The organism is Okeania sp. SIO2B3, assembly GCF_010672525.1.
Lineage (GTDB): Bacteria > Cyanobacteriota > Cyanobacteriia > Cyanobacteriales > Microcoleaceae > Okeania.
Map to the genome: position 1 here is coordinate 69,575 of NZ_JAAHGH010000013.1, position 20,757 is coordinate 90,331.

Consider the following 20,757-nt stretch of genomic DNA (forward strand, 5'->3'; position numbering starts at 1 on the left):
TTACGCACGAGGTACGAAAAAGTAGCATTTGAGGTTGCTTTCCTGTGGGTTGCTTCGGACGGAAATACGTTGCAGGTGCGTAAGTCCTATTTATTATTGGAGATGTCTATTTATAAATAATGGCGAAAATATTAGTAATAGGTTACGGTAATACGCTCCGCAGTGATGATGGTGCGGGTCAAGGGGTGGCAGAGTTGGTGGCGGAATGGAAGTTACCCAATGTGCGATCGCTCCCGGTGCATCAACTTACTCCAGAATTGGCAGAACCTATATCTCAAGCAGAATTAGTGATTTTTGTTGATGTTTATCCGGCAACTTCTGAACAAGGTTTACAGATACATCAACTTTGCGTTCCCCACACTCCCCACACCCAAGAAAGGGGGGAATTTGAGAGTCAGGGTTTGAATATAGGACATACAGGAGACCCGCGATCGCTACTTGCTCTTAGTCAATTTGTCTATAACAATGTACCTCCAGCTTGGTGGATATTAATACCCGCAGTTAATTTTGAATTTGGGGAAGATTTTTCGAGGGAAACAGCTCAAGGAATTACAGATGCTTTAGCACAAATTCAACAAATTGTTGTTAAGTAAAGTTTAAAAGTTTTATTGACAAATTTTTTTAATTTAGCAGTTATTTTATCAACCTTTTGTTATGTGCAAAAGTCAAGTTTTGTAAAAAAATTTTAAGTCATCGCCCGATTAGGAAGAAATAGATCGGATAATAAAAGTAAGAGGTTATTTGAGAAATATCCTATGAAACTGATAGACCAGAAAAATCTAACCTTCCTTTATCTATTCCATAGAAGGGAATGAGGATTTTTAAGCCTCTATTTTATAAATTGAGAGGATTGACTTAATCAAGGAATAAGGGATAAAACTATACAGAAATTTTTGATAAATAGGGCTTACCCATTGTGGTGCGTTACGCTACTGCTTACACACCCTACTAATAGCTGAGAGGATTAACTTAATTAAGGAATAAGGGATAAAACTATACAGAAATTTTTGATAAAATCTCTTAAAAAAAGGATTGTTGTGATGTAAAACACAAAGGTTTGGCTTGTTCAATAATGGACAATTGATAATTGATAATTGATAATTGATAATTACCTCTCCCTAAAACGGATAGGATTGAATAAAAGGAAAATATTTTCTCTCTTGGTCGATTGGATATGGCGAGGAGACCTCGCCATCCCATCCTAACGGAATGCTCCGCAAACGACCGCTTGTTTCTCTTTTAAAGGAGAGGCTTTAAACCTTAATTATTCGGTAAAAAAATGTAGATTTATAGAAGTAAATAAAGAGGTATAATTTCCGCATTTGGCCATTAAATAAATAACAAAACAAATCCACAATATTTGTAAATAACCAGAGAATTTCAACAGGAGAACATCTATGAGTGACAAAACTTTTGCAACACTGGATGGTAACGAAGCAGTTGCTCGTGTTGCCCACAAACTCAATGAAGTCATTGCCATCTATCCCATCACCCCCTCTTCACCAATGGGTGAATGGGCGGATGCTTGGTCATCCCAAGGCACGCCTAATATTTGGGGTACTGTTCCCAGTGTGGTTGAGATGCAGAGTGAGGGTGGGGCGGCCGGAGCAGTACATGGTTCGTTGCAAACAGGTTCTCTAACTACCACGTTCACAGCATCTCAGGGATTATTATTAATGATTCCTAATCTTTATAAAATTGCTGGGGAACTGACTTGTTGTGTTATTCATGTGGCAGCTCGTTCTCTGGCAGCTCAAGGTCTCTCTATATTTGGCGACCACGGTGATGTGATGGCGGCTCGTGCTACTGGTTTTGGGATGTTGTGTTCTGCTTCGGTACAAGAAGCTCACGACTTGGCACTTATTTCTCAAGTTGCCACTCTGGAAGCAAGACTGCCATTTATTCATTTCTTTGATGGTTTCCGCACTTCCCATGAGGTACAGAAAATTGAACTTCTGCCAGAAACGGTTTTGCGGGAAATGATCGATGATGAATTTGTTTTTGCTCACCGCGCTCGTGGTTTGACTCCTGACCGACCAGTTTTACGGGGTACTGCTCAAAACCCAGATGTTTATTTCCAAGCGAGGGAAAGTGTCAACCCTTTTTACACTGCTACTCCCGATATTGTTCAGAAAGCAATGGATAAATTTGCCGAACTGACGGGGCGACAATATCAATGTTTTGAATATCACGGTGCTGCTGATGCAGATAGGGTTATTATTCTGATGGGGTCTGGTTGTGAAACGGTTCACGAAACTGTAGACTACTTAACGGCAAATGGTGAAAAGGTTGGGGTATTGAAAGTTAGACTATATAGACCATTCGATGCCAGAAGGTTAGTCGCAGCATTACCTGAAACTGTGAAAAAAATTGCCGTGTTAGATAGAACAAAAGAACCCGGTGCAAGTGGCGAACCTCTGTATCAAGATATAGTTACTGCTCTGAATGAAGAATGGTCAGGCGTAATGCCAAAAGTGGTCGGGGGTCGTTATGGTTTATCTTCTAAAGAGTTTAACCCGGCAATGGTGAAGAGCGTTTTTGACAACCTCAGTGCTGACAAACCCAAAAATCATTTTACTGTCGGTATTAACGACGACCTTTCTCACACATCCTTACCTTTCGATGCAGGTTTCTCTATCGAAGCAGATAATGTGGTGCGGGCAATGTTTTACGGTTTGGGTTCCGATGGTACTGTGGGTGCAAATAAAAACTCCATTAAAATTATTGGGGGAGAAACTGACAACTACGCTCAAGGTTATTTTGTCTACGACTCGAAAAAATCTGGTGCTGTTACTGTCTCCCACCTCCGCTTCGGTGCTAACCCCATTCGTTCGACTTATCTGATCGACCAAGCAAATTTTGTCGGTTGTCACCAATGGAGTTTTCTAGAAAAATTAGACGTTCTGACTTCCGCAGCGAATGGTTCTATTTTTCTGATGAATAGTCCCTACAGTGCTGATGAAGTTTGGCAACAGTTGCCTGTAGAAATTCAAGAACAAATTATCCGCAAGAATTTAAAAGTCTACGTCATCAATGCCAATAAAGTTGCTAGTGACAGTGGAATGAGGGGACGCATTAATACAGTAATGCAAACTTGCTTCTTTGCCTTAGCTAATGTTTTGCCCAGAGAAGAGGCGATCGCTCAAATTAAAAAATATATCCAAAAGACCTACGGCAAAAAAGGTCAGGAAATTGTCAATATGAATTTACAAGCTGTTGACAATACTTTGGATAATCTCTACGAAGTTAAAATTCCCACGGAAGTTAGCAGTAGTCTCCACCGTTTACCACCCATTCCTGATACAGCGCCAGAATTTGTGCGGGATGTTTTGGGCAAAATGATTTCTCGGGAAGGCGACCAACTACCAGTCAGCGCTTTACCATGTGATGGAACTTACCCCACGGGTACAACTCAATGGGAAAAACGTAACGTTACTCAAGAAATTCCAGCTTGGGACCCCAATGTCTGCGTGCAATGTGGTAAGTGTATTATGGTTTGCCCTCATTCGGTCATTCGTGGTAAAGCTTATGAGGAGACTTTGTTAGATAATGCTCCGGCAACTTTCAAATCTATAAATGTCAAGGATAAAGACTTTACCGGACAGAAATTTACTATCCAAGTTGCACCCGAAGACTGTACTGGTTGTGGTGTGTGTGTAGATATTTGCCCGGCGAAAAATAAATCTATGCCATCCCGCAAAGCAATAAATATGGAAGCGCAGTTACCATTGCGGGAACAAGAAAGGGAAAATTGGGATTTCTTCTTGGGTCTACCTAACCCCGACCGTCGCTCCCTCCATCTCGACCGCATCCGTCAACAACAATGGCAAGAACCCTTATTTGAATTTTCCGGTGCTTGTGCAGGTTGTGGGGAAACTCCCTATATTAAATTAGTCAGTCAGTTATTTGGCGATCGCTCGGTTGTGGCGAATGCTACGGGATGTTCGTCTATTTACGGCGGTAACTTACCTACAACTCCTTGGACAAAAAATGCCGATGGTCGCGGGCCCGCTTGGTCAAATAGTTTGTTTGAGGATAACGCCGAATTTGGTTTAGGTTTCCGTCTGTCTCTCGACAAACATAGTCAGTTTGCTGCGGAGCTTTTGCAAAAAGTGGCGGGAAGTGTGGGAGATAATTTAGTTGATGCCATTCTGAACGCTTCCCAAAAATCGGAAGCTGATATTTGGGAACAACGGGAGCGAGTCGCCCAAGTCAAGGAAAAATTGCAAGGGGTAGATTCGCCAGAAGCAAAGCAACTGCTGACTTTAGCAGATTATCTGGTGAAAAAATCAGTTTGGATAGTTGGTGGTGATGGTTGGGCGTATGATATTGGTTTTGGTGGTTTAGACCACGTTATCGCTAGCGGTCGAAATGTGAATATTTTGGTTATGGATACGGAGGTTTATTCTAATACTGGCGGTCAGTCTTCTAAAGCGACTCCCCGTGCGGCAGTTGCCAAGTTTGCAGCAGGAGGAAAACCATCAGGCAAGAAAGATTTAGGTTTAATAGCAATGACCTATGGCAATGTTTATGTTGCTAGCGTAGCAATGGGAGCGCGAGACGAACATACCCTGAAAGCATTTTTAGAAGCTGAAGCTTATGACGGACCATCTTTAATTATTGCTTACAGTCATTGTATTGCTCATGGAATTAATATGACGACAGCAATGAGTAATCAAAAAGCTCTTGTAGAAAGTGGTCGGTGGTTGTTGTATCGGTATAACCCAGACTTGGTACAAAAAGGAAAAAATCCTTTGCAACTAGATATGCGCTCGCCTAAGAAACCAGTAGGTGAGTCGATGTATCAGGAAAATAGGTTCAAAATGCTAACCAAGAGCAAACCTGCTGATGCCAAAGATTTATTAGCACAAGCGCAGGAAGATGTCAATACTCGTTATGCAATGTATGAATATTTGGCAGCTCGAAAATTAGAAATGCTCAATGGCAATAGTAGCGGTAACGGTAATTCTGATGGTATGAAAACACCAGAAAAAACGACTAATAGCTAATATTTTTTGACTCAGAAAACCGTAGGTTGGGTTAAGCGCAAGCGCAACCCAACAACAAGGAGTGTTTGAGGGATTACACATTTTTGAGTTGATAGTAGTATCTTTGCCTCATAGATGTTTGTTGAGCTTCGGTCCTCCTCAACCCTACCTACATCTCCATAACATTCATATTACTTTTGACTTTTGATTTTTGACTTAAACATTATCAGGACTTACGCACGGACACTAAATTGAGTGAGGGCGCAATTCGGAGCTTTGCGGAACGCAAATGCCATTCGTCCCTACTATTGCAACATTTTAGGCGTGTGAGGGCGAATGCCATTCGCCCCTACTATTGCAACATTTTAGGCGTGTGAGGGCGAATGCCATTCGCCCCTACTATTGCAACATTTTAGGCGTGTCACGCTATTACGCCTTTTTCGTTTTTAACTTTTGAATTTTGACTTTTGACTTAACCATGGATATTACGACAAATTATTTAGGATTACAATTACGTTCCCCTCTAGTTGTAGGAGCTGCGGCACCTTTAACCGAAGACTTAGATAATCTCAAACGGATGGAAGATGCTGGTGCTGCTGCAGTAGTTTTACATTCTTTATTTGAAGAACAACTGCAACAAGAAAAGTTTGAATTACACCATCATTTAGAATACGGCACAGAAAGTTTTCCAGAAGCTCTAACTTACTTTCCAGAACCAGAAATATTTCATGTCGGTGCTGAGGAATATTTAAAGCATATTAGTGAAGCAAAAAAAATGGTAAATATGCCAATTATTGCCAGTTTAAATGCTTCAACTATTGGTGGTTGGACTCATTATGCTAAAGAATTAGAAGCTGCTGGTGCAGATGCTTTAGAGTTAAATATCTACAATATTCCTACTAATATGGATATGACCGGGGAACAAGTAGAACAAAGTTATATTAGTATTCTGCAAGCTGTTAAATCTGAGGTAAATATTCCAGTGGCAATTAAACTTAGCCCCTTCTTTAGTAACATGGCAAATATGTCTAAAAAATTGGTAGAAGCAGGGGTCAATGGATTAGTTTTGTTTAACCGTTTCTATCAACCAGATATTAATATTGAAGAGCTAGAAGTAACAACTAATTTATTATTAAGTACCCCACAAGCAATGCGTTTACCTATGCGTTGGATAGCTATTTTGTACGGTAGATTAGAAGTAGATTTTGCAGCAACAAGTGGCGTTCAAAAAGGGCAAGATGTAATTAAAATGATGATGGCAGGTGCGAATGTAACTCAGCTAGTAGGCACTTTATTACGTCATGGAATTAATCATATTCAAGTTATCGAAAATGAGATAATTCATTGGATGGAAGAACATGAATATGAATCAATAGCACAAATGCGCGGCAGTATGAGTCAAATTAATTGTCCTGATGAAAGTGCATTTGAAAGAGCGCAATATATGAAAGCCATTCAAAGTTATAAACCTGCTCAAAGTTTGGTTTAATTAGGGCTTGCTGATTAAATCTCAAAGCATTGACTGATATTGGTTGTAGCATTTTTTGATCTAAAAAAGTGCGCCTGTTTTCAGTGGAAAAAACTCATGCATGCTAGTATTTTGGGAGGATTATGGCAGACAAATCAAGGGACAATTTTTCCGACTACCTCCTCTATAATTCCCATTTCTCCTGCCTTCCCCTCCTGGGAGGGGGAGGGGCGAGGGGTGGGTTGTCTACTGTCTCCTACCCTCACCCATAAGACTTTTTCAGCAAACCCTGATTAGCATTAGTAGCGTGTCTAGCCTTAGAATGTGGGTAAAGTAATTGCTAAGAAGGCAGTAAATTTACGGCCTGTGTTTACCCACAATTTTAGTCTAGACGAGCTAGTAGTAGACTGACACATCTAAAATGGTGCAATAAGTGTAGTGGACTGTTGCACCTAAAATAGTGCAGAGCGCTTTTTTCGTCACCCCATCCCCCCATCACCCCATCCCCCCATCACCCCATTTTCTCATGCACCATTTTAGCTGTGTCAGTCCAGTAGATATAGATAGAATTTGCTAACCTTACCTATTAATCAGGACTTACGCATGAGGTACGAAAAACTTGGATTTGAGATTGCTTCCCTGTTGGTCGCTTCGGACGAAAATACGTTGCAGGTGCGTAAGTCCTATTACAGCGCTTTTCATATTGATGAACCACATAGTCACAATCACGCACCCAGTCCTTACTGTTGTCTACCGTTTGGTATTACCTCTTTAATTTGAATAATGATTTTAGCCATTTTGGAAATGGCAAAGCATTCACTGTTACTCCACATTCTCCCATTATCTTCAGAGCTTGATGCGATGCAGCAAAACTTTGCTGAAAATTGCCTTGTTTGCCAGTCCTGATATTTAGGCAAGCTAGTAATCAAGAACTTACCCAAACTTACCCAAATGAGATTTGAGCTTTGGAGTTAGCTGCCTGCTTCTGTTTAATGCAAGTAGGTTGGAATATAACTAATCGCCTAGATGACTAAACGCCTTTTTCCTTCTTCCTTCTCCTATATTAATGAACTACAAAAAAAGGCGTTGGTGATTTGAGGTATGAAATAAGTAATTTAGGTAAATTAAGAGTCATTCAAAGATGGCAAAATTAGATATTGTCAATTGACCGAAAAGTACTTTTCTTTCTCCTGACTCCTGAGGACTGACTCCTAACTCCTGACTACTTCAAAATCAAACAAACTTACTCCCTTTCGGCCAACCATACAATTGTAATCTGTAGAAAAAGTTGGGGAATAAAGCAAACAAATACTTAAAAATCTTAAATCCCAAAGGCTCATCATAAGTTCCCACCCATTCCTTACTATTCTCAATCCAATTAACAATTTTCTCAGCTACCTTATCCCCGGAGGGAGCAGAATTAACTCGATTAGCCCGAATCTTGTAAGCCTTATCATTCAAACGATTCACTGGTGCCCAAGCAAACTTACCAGAAATAGCACCAGGGCGATACAACCGCAGGCGAATCATATTTTTACTGGAATGATAAACAATTGGCCCAACACCAGACCAATAATAATGCAAGGCAATTTTGCCAGAATGATAAACAGGTCCGAAACAAGAAGGACTGCCATCAGCAATTGACCCAATCGCAATCACATCCAAAGGTCTACTCCGGGGTAACTTGGCTGCCTCAGCACCAACCACTGCAGGCCAAGTATAATTCACCCGGTTCATCGACTCCACCAACTCAACGATCGGAATTCCACCCTCTCCTACTTCCGTCTCAATTTGACCAGCATTCAAAATCACCACATCCGGGTCATACTCAAATAGTTGTCTGGCATCCTCAATAGTTTCCTGGGGAGAAACACACAACTCATCAAAAAAATCTCCTTCTAAACTGGGTTGACGAGTTACACCAACAACCCGCCATCCCCGTGACTTATAAGCTTTACCCATCGCACTACCCAAAGTGCCTGAAATTCCAGTAATTACAACAGTTTTCATTTAATTTTATCATAACGTGAAGACCTGCGCTCTCCAGTAAGGGAACGTTAGGATGTTTGCGTAGCATGACCTAGGAAGAACCAAAACCAATAAATTATACAAAAAATATGTTAAAATATCAATATTAAATCCCACATTCGGAACTTCAAATTGTAACATTAAAAATAGTATACCAATCCGTAGCTTGATAGGTATTTATACTATGCAAATCATCTCAATTACTTTTTTCGTTGATCAAATTCCGAGTCAAAAATTTACGCATAAATACTTGCCACGGCAGCTATAATTTTCTTCTAAAATTCTGTCTCCTGTCTCCTGACTCCTGATTCTATACTACATTTTGTGGTGCGGAATGTGGGTTAAATAAGTAATGCTGTAGATGATCGAAAAAGCCTATAAATTTAGGTTCTACCGAACTCCAGAACAGGAAAATCTGTTGCGGAGAACCTTAGGTTGTGTTCGACTAATCTATAACAAAGCTTTGGCTGCGATAACAGAAGTTTAGCTTGAAAAGCAAATTAGAATTTTCCCAGTAAAGCTGTTCCTTGTTCCCTCCTTTCAAAGCCAACCAGCAAACTCCGTAGTAAAGCGATCGCCCAAAATAGCATCTCGAATACTTTGGGTAAAGCGAATTAACTCTGTGACATTATGAAGAGACAATAGGGTATAACCTAAAGACTCCTTAGCTCTTACCAAATGAGCCAGATAAGCTCGACTAAAATTTTGACAACAATAACAAGGGCAAGATTCATCAAGAGGGGTATAGTCTTCTCGAAACTTAGCATTTTTCAAATTCCACCTCTCCCCTCTAACCAAAGCTACCCCATGTCGCCCCAAACGAGTTGGAATTACACAATCAAATAAATCTATGCCAGAAGCGATCGCTCGTACCATTTCTCGATAAGTCCCAACCCCCATCAAATAACGAGGTTTATCTTCTGGCAATAAAGGAGCTGTTACTTTAACTATATCATCTATTAGCTCGCCCGGTTCTCCCACACTAACTCCACCAATAGCATAACCCGGTAGATCCAAATCTACCAACTGCCTTGCTGCTACAGAACGCAGATCGGGATAAACACCTCCTTGAACAATACCAAAGAGAGCCTGATCCTGACGCTGATGAGCCTCAACACAACGCTTCAACCATCGATAAGTACGATTTGTTGCCAACTCCACTTCTTCCTTACTTGCTGGGTAAGGCGGGCATTCATCAAAAGCCATAATCACATCAGCTCCTAATTCATTCTGAATTTGGATCGAACGCTCTGGAGTTATATCAATAATACTACCATCACGAGGTGAGCGAAATTGAACACCTGTTTCGCTAATAGTTCGGATTTCTCCTAAACTAAATACTTGGAAGCCCCCAGAGTCAGTTAAGATTGGCCCACTCCATGCCATAAATTTATGTAGCCCACCAGCACCAGCTATAATACTTTCTCCTGGTTGTAAGTGGAGATGATAAGTATTTGCCAAGACCATCTGAGCACCCGCCTTCTCTAACTGAGCAGGTGTGAGAGTTTTAACAGTTGCTAAAGTCCCCACAGGCATAAATCTAGGTGTATCTACACTACCATGAGGGGTCAAAAAAACACCTGCACGAGCTTTTGTGTTGGTACAATAAGCCTGACAATGAAAGGAAAAGTTTTGGGACATGATAGTTAGGTATTGGCAATTAAAAAATTCTAACTGTTTTCTCTAAACTGAGAACAATTTATATGCTTTGCCTAATTCCCTATTTTTTTCCTTTCTGCTTAAAAGGGGCAATCATCATCATCAAACTGCATATCCCAATTAGATGACAAAACTTGATCCATTACTGCGTCAAAAGCTGCAGCATTGATATTTTTGTGAGCCTCTTCTTTGAGAGGGTTTGACAGAGGAATTAGTCTTAACTGACGTCCTTCGGTAATTAAATCAAAATATGTTTCTTTCTGTAATGATTGTCCAAGTTCTAGGTAATCAAAACTAAGTACATTTAGGTATATTGAATGATTAGCAACTAAAGTTGACCGTTGACAATCCGCAAATACTTCTAGTATGTATCCTTCACCTCGGCTTTGAATTTGGCCATCTTGAGTATGGATATAGCGGACTCTACCTAAATCGATCAACAGTCTTTGCATATCACGTTTATTGACAACTATGCCACTGTCAATTATGCAAGGAGCAGATACTCTCTGGTCAAAATTATTGGAACTCATATAGCAAAAGCCTCTGAATTTGATAGAAATTGATCAGAACAGTTTTTTTTAGTTCTGAGTTATTTAGATAGTGCTATTCTTGTTCCAATTCTGGCATAGTTTCTTGGAGAATGAACCAATAATATGGCAATATGGTTTGGAATATGCACAAAATCTCATGGAAAAGGGAAGGATTTATCTAACAACAGCTCATCTGGAGTCAGAGTTTCAGACTTTTAATATATAGTTTGAATTTTTTATACATTCTATACTATGTATATTTAACTATGTATATTTAACTATGCATTCTTGAAATCTTTTGAGGTCTATACAGAACTATACTGTATATTTACTTTCTACCATACAAAATTAATTTTGTCTACTCCTTGGTTATTAATTTGATTTGAAACAAATGCAGCAAATATTATTTTTTTTGATACTATAGTTAACAATAAAAAGCCAAGCTCAGAAAATTTTGGGTGGTAAAAAATATTGCTCCATGTAATTAGGAAAACTCTGACAAAACTCTGTGCTGGAATTGCATTTTACACCTGTTTACCAATTCCCCATACTTGGAATTTGGATTTTAACGGTATTGCTCGTTTCGCTCCTGTGATAGGATTGATAGTGGGGGGTATCCTTGGGCTAATTGACCTTGGATTACAAATTTTAGGAATGCCTATACTCACTAGGTCTGCTGTAGCAATTGTATCTGGAATTGCCTTAACTGGTGGTTTACACTTGGATGGGGTGATGGATACTGCTGATGGGTTGGCAGTGCCAGACCAGAAACGACGACTGGAAGTAATGAGTGATAGTGCTACAGGAGCTTTTGGTGCAATGGCAGCGATCGCTCTACTGTTGCTAAAAATTACTGCTTTAACAGATTTAGATAGCGACCGCTTTTTAATACTAATGGGAGTAGCAGGTTGGGGAAGATGGGGTCAGTTAGTAGCGATCGCTCGTTACCCCTATCTCAAACCTACTGGAAAAGGAGCATTTCACAAAGAGGCAAAATATTCGATTTGGGATTTTCTCCAAAGTCTACTTTTATTAGTGAGTCTGAGTGGAATCCAAATTTTATTAAACCCTGAAAGTTGGTTAGTAGCTTCTGGGATGGCAATAGGGGGAATAGCGATCGCTCTGTTGACAGGTGCTTGGTTTAACTATCGTTTGGGCGGTCACACTGGCGATACTTATGGTGCTGTGGTTGAATGGACAGAAGCATTATTATTGTGTTTGTTGGTTACTTTGGAATAGCGGTTATTTCAGTTATCAGTCATCAGTTATCAGTTATCAGTTTTGCCGACTGAAAACGCCATATGTAGGGGCGAATGGTATTCGCCCTAACTTTTGAAGTTAAAATATAATGTTGACTTTAGACGTACAAATAATTTTAAACTCAATTCCTAATGAGGTTGCTTGGCAAGATATTGTACAATTTGAGAAGCTTGACGACCGCGTTGCTATAGCTAATGATTTTTCTCCTAATATGGTTGGTGTCAATGATGGTTTTATTGAGTGGTGTCCTAATGATGAACCACCAAGCTATTTAGAAAAATTAGTTTGGTGGTGGGTGGTTCGTCCAGATATGGGGGCAGCGTTCGCGGAGCGTTGCGGATGCAACATCGCTCTTGAAGCTCATGTTGAATTGAAAAGAATTATTGGGAACTATATTTTGAGCAGTGAATAGAGTGATTTTGCATCCACAAAGCTTTCTTGCGGAATGCTGCGCAAACGCGGTCGCTTCTAAAATATCATGGCTTTGGGAGGAGGTTATCGCTCTGTTTGCTTGGTTTAACCATTGCTTAGGCGGTAATACTGTCGATACTTATAGTGCTGTGCTTAAATGGACATAAGCATTATTATTGTGTGTTTTGGTTACTTTGGAATAGCGATTGGTTATCAGTTTTTGAGAAGAAGAAAATTATCGCTGGTGCTTTTATCAAAAAGATACTATTTTTTACATTTTTACAGCGCTTTTGCTAATACATGACCTCACGTTACCAGCAAAACCTTGTAGGGAGGTTCCATGGAAGCTCCCTACTGTGGTATACCCAAATAAAAATTGTTGTAATTCCTCAGTTATGCCAAACTAATAGTATTTTCTTGAGAGAATCCCCAGTTAACGCCATTTATATAGGTGATACGATCCATTTCACCAGATAAATCTGCATGGATAACTCCTTCATGGGCAGCTCTTGAGTCTATAGTCCATAGGGTATTACCATCGTTGCCATACCAGTCATATTGTAAGTCTGATGGCAATTCTCCATCTACATTATTTTTGATCCAGTCTGCATAAACTTTAACTACTGCTCCGTGATTGTCTATATTATTCCTAATCGGAGTATCTCCGGTAAAGTCGATCAAAAATGATCGATCAGCAGTTTTAGCTTGTTCATTGTCACCTGCAAGATCTCCTTCCCATAAACTTGATACAACAGTAAGGGGAAGGTTAAATCTGTCAACTGTAGCATCTACAGTTACTAATGCTAGGGAGTCTTGAGCTATATCCCTAAAGTTTGGTACTCTCTGCCCCCATCCTAGTGCTTCACCGTCTATGTCATAAGTATTGCCAGGCCATGCTGGATCTAACGCCACAAATTCTTTAACTTCACCCCAGTTGTTCTGTTTAAAGATACGTCCAATTTCTGCACCAACATAGGAACCTAAACTGTGACCAACAATTTTTAACTGCTCGGGATTCATTCCAGCCTCATGCAACCAGTTTGCTGCTTGACGAGCAACGGGAGCTATTGCTCCGGCTGTGTGGAAAGGGGCACCAAAATCAACAGGAATGCTTCCGGACTGGAAATTAGTCAAGGCAGAAGTAATTGTTCCAGTTAACAGATAGCTAGGAGTGGGTAAATTATTATTCCAACGAGCTGGCTCCTCCCAATCTAAAGCCAAGACTTGATAATCTTTACTAATTGCTGTCTTCAACAATTCTTCCATATCATCAGGGCTATTATTCCATCCATGAATAATTAGCATTGTTTCTTTATTTGGGTCAAACTCAGCATAAGCGTTTAGTTGTACACCTCCAGAATATTGACCGTGATTCCAAATATCACCTAAGGAGACAACAAAAGGGTCTCCTAAATCATTAGAGTTTGAAGTATCACTTGAAGAACTAGCCGATAAACTTAAGTTGTAATTACTATTAGCGCCATTATAAGGATAAATTTCAATGTAGTAATTTCCTGGACTCAAGGTTGTATTAATAAACTCATCTGAGTTGAATGAATTTGTTGAGGACTCAATTGAATTATTACTATCAAATAATCTCACATCAATATTCTCACTCAAACCGTTAAGGACAAGATTGAAATTACTGGTACTATCAAGGTAGAAATCGTAGCGATCGCTAGTATCACTGTTACCTACAAAACCACTAAAACTGCGACTACCACTGAGTAATCCTAAATTGGAGTCAATTGTTTCTACTACGCTCGTTTGAGTAGTCGAACCTCCAGTTGTTCCTCCTGTAGTTGTTCCACCTCCAGTTACTACAGTTGAGTTATCTTGAGAAATTAGATGTTGAGGAATCCGAATGGTATCATAAGGGTCAATTTGACTAGGATCGGAAATACTATTATGATTGGCAATCACTGAGTAATTCGAGCCATTACCAGTAAAACGAGTAGCAATATCCCAGAGATTATCTCCATATTCTACTGTATATATAAAGTCGTTAGAGTTTCCAGTTGTTACTCCTCCAGTTGTTACAGTCGCTTCATCTTGAGGAATTAGATGCTGAGGAATCCGAATTGGGTCATTAGGGAAAATTAGACCGGGATTGGAAATACCATTATAATTGGCAATCTCTAAATAATTAGAGCCATTACCAGTAAAACGAGTAGCAATATCCCAGAGGTTGTCTCCTTCCTGCACTGTATGTATTAAATCGTCTACTGAACTTGCCTGTCGTATTGCATCAGATTCAACACTCTCTCCTGTCAAACTATCTACAGTTGAAGCAGTAGAATTATCAACACCTAATACTTCCCCAATAATTCCATTGTCTGCTGGAGGCAAAATAATCTCGTTGTCGCCTTCTGCTCCAAAAGTCGGAATAATAATCTCTGAAGTCACATCATTACTAGGAATATTATTTATCCCCAACGTCTCAGTTTCTTTATTACCAAAACCAGCGATCGCCTGCTCTAAAAATTCTTGTGGCTCAAAATTACTCATGGTAGAATTTCCCTATTTATTAACATTAGTAGCGCAGTTGTTATTTGAGAACTAAACTATCAGGACTTACGCAAAGGCACTATTTATAGAGTAAAGTAACTGTTGGACAATAGTTTTGAGCGCTATATATAGCGTATCTGCGTAAGTCCTAACTATGTAAGTAATTCTCTACAGATGGCTAGTGCCATTATTTTTTAAGTATTTACACTGGCTTTTTTTTTATTAAGTAATATTTATTACTTAAGCTAAATCAATCATAAGCGAGTAAAGACTAGGGTTCAACTAGCAAAAGTTAGGATTTTTGGTTATGCTTGGGTTAGGTGTTTATCTGCATAGCATAAAATGGCATCAAAAAAAGATGAAGTTTTTGCAGCTTCAGCAAAATATTGGGACTTAGAAAGGCTCTATCAAGCTTTAGCAGCAGTCAAACGAAGAATCTCTCCTGGCTCTCGCAAGGGATTAACGGATACAGAAAAGCTTTATTTACGGGGAATTCTTTGTGGTCATAGTCCAGCAAAAATAGCTAAGAAGCTATATAGAAGTCCTAAAGGTGTAGAGGTGTATGTGTGCAAAACTTTATACCAATATCTCAAGCAACTTGTGGATACATCGAGCGAACAGATGGGAAATTGGAGAAATATTCATACATGGTTGGAAGATGCAGGATATAAAACGCTGTCGTCTGTTGAATCTAAATTAAATCATAATTCTTTACCTACGGAGGCGCTGGTAAATATAGTTGGTATGAATTTTGAGAACTCGAATACATTAAATATAGATATTAATATCAAATTATCATTTCCTTCAGGTTCAGAAACTGAAGAGGCAGAAAATTTAGAGGAATAATTATCCTAATTTCTGCCATCTTAAAAAAGTCTGAATACTGACTCCTGACTGCTAATTTTTAGGTTCTATCCAAATTTTTATACCCTCTACTCTGAGAGCTTGGTTGCGAGTACCACAATATGCACCATTAGAATAAACTGGTAAATCTCCCATATTCTGAACGTGAGCTGTATAGAATACATCATAATTGCCAGCTTGAATACCTGTAATACGAACCGCAAATCCTTCTATTCTTCTCCCTTTGCCGCGTTCTCCAGCTAATTTTCCAGCTTCTAACCAAGGAGTATCACCTATGTCAGAAACATGAGCCATGTATTCAAGGTTTAACCCAGGAATAGAGGGTTCTATATTTATTTGAAAAGCTTCTACACGAAAACCTTGACCGCGAGTACCTGCATATTCTTGACTGCCAAAGATGCGATCGCCTATATTTTGTATATGAACTAAAACTTTCAACCCTACAGAAACTGCTGATGTTTGATTAGTAGTTTCTCCCAACATCATATTTGGTCTTTCAACAGTGGGAGAATTTTTAGATACTTCCACACCAGGAACAATAATGATTTCATCTACAGGGTTTGTACCTCTAGGTGTTGGGTCTTCTAAAATCATCACATCTGGATCTTCAATAGCTGTTTCTGCACCACCAGAAGGTACTACTATTAAAGGTGGTAAACTTGGAGCAGTTGGTTTTTGCGTATTAGTTGGTTGAGTGGCAATATTTTGCTCTAGTTCTTCTAGTGCTGGCAGTTTAATTCTAGATGTTGTGGGTGAAGAATCATTAGGAATGGTTAGTTTTCCTCTGGATATGGCTAACATTAGTTTTTTGCCAAAGCTGGCATTAACTTTTTCCTCTAATTCCAACCACTGCTCATCATCTAAACTTTTACCCTGTTTGACAAGTGTTAATATTGCTGAAAGTGGATGTTTATTTGCAATTAAAGCTTGAGCATCATCTGGTAATTTGTCAGATTTTGTATTAGAAATTAATTGGTGTAATTCTTTAGCTTTTGCCTTAACTGGTTGTAAAGGAGGAAATTCTGGTTGTTCTTGATGAGCGATCGCCAAGATTTGATTAAGAATATCTAAAACTGGTTGACTGGTTGATGATTCTGTGGTTGAAGCTAGTGCTTTAATTAAGTTTTCTAAGTCTGTGAAAGAAGATATTGCCCCAGCAGAAACTTGAGATGTTTTTGCCAATTCTAGTCCCTGCTTTTTGAGAGTAGCAAAATCTCTACCATAGGCCATCAATTCTTCTAGTAAACCTTCTGAAGGGGGAGTACCTGCGTTTTGTAGTTCTTTAGCTGCCAGGGAGAGACGAATACCCAATTTAGGAAAATTGTCTGATAGAGATGCTAGTTTTTCCAATAAGTTACGATTGACTGTTTCCATATTATTGTTAGAGTATATTTATCAAGAAAGGCAGAAGGCAGAAGGCAGAAGGCAGAAGGGAATAAGGTTATAAAACCCCACCGTCACTAGCGGTGCATACAATTGGTTGGAGTCAGAAACCCCATCCAATTGTTCCTTCTGGCCTTAGCATAGCTGCCTTCTGCCTTCGTTCATATAATTACAGTTTTATATATTACTTCAGAAGATACATCTGATATCAAGTCCGGCAGCATCGGTATGATAAATTCCAGGTAAGGGATAAGGAAGAAGATTTGAAAGAAAGAAAAAGTAGATATTTCTCAATTTTTTACACAAACGATACCAACAGACATGATATGATTGAAATAAAAAACTCAAAAACCAAATGTCTGATACCTTCGATAAAAATGTTTGATGCAACCCATGAAATTTTGAATGATGGTCGTATTCATAAATACATATTGACTCAAAATGGGCAACCAATATCCTATGCTGAGGTTTTAAACTTATGGCAGTATGAGTCAGACTTCGTCTCCTTCTTCATTTCACTTTTATCTGACTCTCCCTTTTCTGCCTATCGATGGGAAACACCACCCATTACAAAAGATACCGTAAAGCGCCAATTTGAATTCGTGTTGCTGAACTCTCCACGGTTAGCAAGCAACCCAGACAAAACGACATTTCGTGATTATTTCACAACTGATGATGTTAACAACGGAATAGTTGTATTTGAAAATTTAGGCAAAGATGCAATACTTGTAGTTCCATCTCCCAGGAACTCAAATTCCTCCTGGGAAGGAACTGCTTTTTCAGCTTATTCTCATCTAGCGGCCTTCATTCGTGGTGCGTCGGATGGTCAAAAACAGTCATTGTGGCAAATTGTGGGACAAACTGTGCAACAACAGATTTCAGACCGCCCGCTTTGGGTCAGTACGGCCGGTGGTGGAGTTGCTTGGCTTCATGTTAGATTAGATTATCGACCAAAATATTACGGGTACAAAATCTATAGTTTATCAGATCGAGTCTAGAAGAGCAAAAATAGAGATGATAGAAACAGGACTTACACAAATTAACCTTTAAAACGCCATATGTAGGGGCGAATGGCATTCGCCCTCACTCAATGTAGCGTCCGTGCGTAAATCCTGAGAAAAATAATAGCTCTTCCTATTGCCAATTTGAGGCTTAAGATGCTAATGTTAGTATGGGTATAAGGGCGCGTAGCTCAGTGGATAGAGCACCAGATTCCGGTTCTGGGTGTCGGGGGTTCGAATCCCTCCGTGCTCGTTTCAATATATATCCTGACTAACTGAAATATTAGCTATTCCTGATTTTTTTACCCTGGCCTAGAAATTAAGAAATTATGATGTAGGGGCGAATACCATTCGCCCTATATTGTAGCGGCGTTTTGCTCCGCAGCAAATGGCCATTTGCCCATACACATTGTATGAACAAAGGCAGAAAGCAGAAGGGACAATTTTATAGCAATGTGCGCTGGCATATTTACAAATTGCAGGAGGTGTCCAATGGCTAAAAGTCTTATATTATGGGTAATTTATTCCCCTCCTGGGAGGGGGAGGGGCGAGGGGTGGGTTGCCTGTTGCCTGTTGCCAGATGAGCTGTTGCCTGCGCGCAGCGCTATATCCTTATTCTGTTGGTGCTGTTTCAGCTTCCGGTGGCATAACCTCAATAGGTATACCTTCCTCCTCTTGCCCATCCTGAGTTGGTAATGTTTCTCCAACGGATGTATTTTCCGCTTCTGTTTCTGTTGACTTTGCTGTACTACAGTTAGAACTATCAAAATTAAATTCATACTGATAAAGTTTTGAGCGATCGCTACTGGAAAAAGATTGATTATTAACTGCATCTATAGCTGCTTCATCTAGCACTGAATGACCACTTTCTAGTAATAACTTTGGTCCATTAGTAATACTGCCATCTGGACTAACTAATACTCCCACAGTAGATTTACCTTCTAACTTTTTCTCGCAAGCTGCTTCTGGATAAGCATCAGCGATAGTTGTAGGTTCAGTCAAATTATCTTCTTCTAATTCCAATTCTATTGCCCACTGCAAATAAGTACCCACAGCACCTAAAGCAATATCTCTTGATTCTGATTCTTCATTGACAGCAGCATATTCTTGCTTTTGTTGCTGTAGTTTTGCTAACAGTGAACCTTTAAATTCTCCTTGCTGCTGTACTGGTGGGGATGGTTCAGGTTCCTGCTGTACTGGTGGAGATGGTTCAACAGCAGGTGTTATTACTGGTGTTGGTGGTTTTGTTTCTTCGATAGTAGCAGCAGCTAAATTTTCTTCAGGTGTTGGAGATGGTTGAGGAACGGGAGTAGTCGTGGTAACTGTTTGTTGCTTTTGTTGTTCAAATTTTTCTAATAATGAACCTTTAAACTCTTTTGGTGTTTCTGATGTGGGAGATGGTTTAGGAGTAGGAGCAACAGGAGTTTCCTGAACTTCTACTTCAATTTCTGGTTGAGACTTGTTAGTTTCAGTTGTTGCGGGAGTGACAACAGCTACCTTTTGTTGTTGCTTTGTTTCCTCTGCTATATCTTGAATAGTTTTTCCTTCTCGTAACTGCCTAACTATTGGTGCTTCTGGCAGTCTGCCTTTTTTTGTGGGGTCTGGTGTTGGAGGAATTTGAGGAGTTGGAGGAGTTGCTGTTGCTATAGTTTTTTTCTCTGTTTGAGTTTGAGTATCGGTATCATTTTTATTTGGAGCAATAGCAATTTGATTTTCAACTTTATCTTGGTAACGTCGTGGAGGCAATTTTAAATTAGCTGAGTATGACTCTCCAGTTGAGTTTTCAACTATAGAAGTTCGCTCTTGAGGGTCGATCTCTAGAGTTGAACGACGTGATAAACCAGAGTCATAGACTTTATCTGTCAAGTTCAAATTTTTTCTGAGTTGATATTCATCTATTTCATTTTGATTTGATTGTTGTTGTGGGTCAACTCGAAATATCTCTGCTGGTTGACTATTTATACTAGGTAGCGGGGGTGGAGATATTGGTGTTGTTGGTAATGACGATCTGCGGGGTATGGATGGATAATTGTAGGAAAATTCGCTTGGGGATGTATTTCTGGGCAACCTAGAAACGGAAGGAGTGGATCTTGAGCGGGTAGAGGAGGATGAGGTAGTAGAATCTTCTGGTGGTAATTTTGGTAAGTTGTAATCTGAAGGGTCTACAGGTATTGTTGGTAGTTCTGAGGATGATGATTCGGGGACAAAAGGTACTTCACTCGGAGATGGTGGTGAAATAGGGGATAAGTTGGATGGTGTTGGTATGGTTGAGAATGTAATTTCTGGTTCTTCTGGTTGAGGGAGGAGTTCGAGTTGTTCTGGTGTTAATTCTATTAATCCTACTGTTGGTGGTAATTTGGCTTTCTCTGAGAATAGGGATAATTTTGGTAGGTTAATTCCTAATATGGCATGAATGCCCACAGAGGTGAAGAGTGCTATCCATATTGGTTGACGGAGGGTGTCTATGATGGAAGGTTGTTCTATAGGTTGATTTAGGTCTAGGGAAGAAAAGTCAGACATATTAGGAAACTCCTATAACAATCAAATATACTTTATAAATAATATCGTTTCAATTTGCATTTTAACATTCAGCCATTTTTTGACCATAATAATGTTTTAAGTCCCATTATTGAAATATTGAGAGGACTTACGTATGC

13 protein-coding genes, 1 tRNA gene and 1 pseudogene are annotated in these 20,757 nt (G+C 39.6%); 9 read left to right on the plus strand and 6 right to left on the minus strand.

Annotated features, from left to right (window positions below; all coding sequences use genetic code 11):
* Positions 1-119: 119 nt before the first annotated feature.
* The 3 genes from F6K15_RS13910 to F6K15_RS13920 all read left to right on the plus strand — a co-directional run bounded on the left by F6K15_RS13910 (position 120) and on the right by F6K15_RS13920 (position 6,477).
* Positions 120-593 carry a hydrogenase maturation protease gene (locus tag F6K15_RS13910; RefSeq protein ID WP_293061653.1) on the plus strand — a complete coding sequence of 158 codons (474 nt, stop codon included), beginning with the start codon at positions 120-122 and terminating at the stop codon, positions 591-593.
* An 804-nt stretch (positions 594-1,397) separates the two neighbouring features.
* Complete coding sequence (nifJ, locus tag F6K15_RS13915; protein ID WP_293061654.1) at positions 1,398-5,009, plus strand: pyruvate:ferredoxin (flavodoxin) oxidoreductase; 3,612 nt, start codon at positions 1,398-1,400, stop codon at positions 5,007-5,009.
* A 457-nt stretch (positions 5,010-5,466) separates the two neighbouring features.
* Positions 5,467-6,477 (plus strand): dihydroorotate dehydrogenase-like protein, encoded by a 1,011-nt coding sequence (locus F6K15_RS13920; protein WP_293061697.1) that lies wholly within the window; start codon positions 5,467-5,469, stop codon positions 6,475-6,477.
* 1,212 nt (positions 6,478-7,689) lie between these two features.
* Here the strand turns inward: F6K15_RS13920 and F6K15_RS13925 are convergent.
* Positions 7,690-8,466, minus strand: coding sequence for an NAD-dependent epimerase/dehydratase family protein (locus F6K15_RS13925; RefSeq protein ID WP_293061655.1), 777 nt, complete (start codon positions 8,464-8,466; stop codon positions 7,690-7,692).
* 379 nt (positions 8,467-8,845) lie between these two features.
* Here F6K15_RS13925 and F6K15_RS13930 point away from each other — a divergent pair.
* A pseudogene (locus F6K15_RS13930) lies at positions 8,846-8,965 on the plus strand (helix-turn-helix domain-containing protein); the annotation flags it as partial.
* A gap of 59 nt (positions 8,966-9,024) precedes the next feature.
* On the opposite strand, the gene tgt reads toward F6K15_RS13930, so the two are convergent.
* Both tgt and F6K15_RS13940 read right to left on the minus strand, forming a co-directional pair.
* Positions 9,025-10,125 (minus strand): tRNA guanosine(34) transglycosylase Tgt, encoded by a 1,101-nt coding sequence (tgt, locus tag F6K15_RS13935; protein WP_293061656.1) that lies wholly within the window; start codon positions 10,123-10,125, stop codon positions 9,025-9,027.
* Positions 10,126-10,223: 98 nt separating this feature from the next.
* Complete coding sequence (locus F6K15_RS13940; RefSeq protein WP_293061657.1) at positions 10,224-10,673, minus strand: hypothetical protein; 450 nt, start codon at positions 10,671-10,673, stop codon at positions 10,224-10,226.
* 471 nt (positions 10,674-11,144) lie between these two features.
* Between F6K15_RS13940 and cobS the strand changes: the two genes are divergently transcribed.
* The gene (cobS, locus tag F6K15_RS13945; RefSeq protein WP_375341063.1) at positions 11,145-11,912 is read left to right on the plus strand and encodes an adenosylcobinamide-GDP ribazoletransferase; all 768 of its coding nucleotides are present in this window, start codon (positions 11,145-11,147) and stop codon (positions 11,910-11,912) included.
* 109 nt (positions 11,913-12,021) lie between these two features.
* Positions 12,022-12,345: a hypothetical protein gene (locus tag F6K15_RS13950; protein ID WP_293061658.1), complete on the plus strand. Its 324-nt coding sequence runs from the start codon at positions 12,022-12,024 to the stop codon at positions 12,343-12,345.
* Positions 12,346-12,737: 392 nt separating this feature from the next.
* Here the strand turns inward: F6K15_RS13950 and F6K15_RS13960 are convergent, their stop codons facing one another.
* Entirely contained in the window at positions 12,738-14,852 is a 2,115-nt protein-coding gene (locus F6K15_RS13960) for a LysM peptidoglycan-binding domain-containing protein (protein WP_293061659.1), read from the minus strand.
* 342 nt (positions 14,853-15,194) lie between these two features.
* Between F6K15_RS13960 and F6K15_RS13965 the strand changes: the two genes are divergently transcribed.
* Positions 15,195-15,698, plus strand: coding sequence for a DNA-binding response regulator (locus F6K15_RS13965; RefSeq protein ID WP_293061660.1), 504 nt, complete (start codon positions 15,195-15,197; stop codon positions 15,696-15,698).
* Positions 15,699-15,749: 51 nt separating this feature from the next.
* Here F6K15_RS13965 and F6K15_RS13970 read toward each other — a convergent pair whose 3' ends face one another.
* Positions 15,750-17,090, minus strand: coding sequence for a hydrogenase (locus F6K15_RS13970; RefSeq protein WP_293061661.1), 1,341 nt, complete (start codon positions 17,088-17,090; stop codon positions 15,750-15,752).
* Between the two features lie 335 nt (positions 17,091-17,425).
* On the opposite strand from F6K15_RS13970, the gene F6K15_RS13975 reads away from it, so the two are divergent.
* Together F6K15_RS13975 and F6K15_RS13980 are read left to right on the plus strand one after the other, a co-directional pair.
* Positions 17,426-18,097, plus strand: coding sequence for a DUF6940 family protein (locus tag F6K15_RS13975; RefSeq protein WP_293061662.1), 672 nt, complete (start codon positions 17,426-17,428; stop codon positions 18,095-18,097).
* A 183-nt stretch (positions 18,098-18,280) separates the two neighbouring features.
* Positions 18,281-18,353: transfer RNA gene (locus F6K15_RS13980), tRNA-Arg, on the plus strand.
* A 359-nt stretch (positions 18,354-18,712) separates the two neighbouring features.
* On the opposite strand, the gene F6K15_RS13985 is transcribed toward F6K15_RS13980, so the two are convergent.
* Positions 18,713-20,620 (minus strand): energy transducer TonB, encoded by a 1,908-nt coding sequence (locus F6K15_RS13985; protein ID WP_293061663.1) that lies wholly within the window; start codon positions 20,618-20,620, stop codon positions 18,713-18,715.
* Between the last annotated feature and the right edge of the window lie 137 nt (positions 20,621-20,757).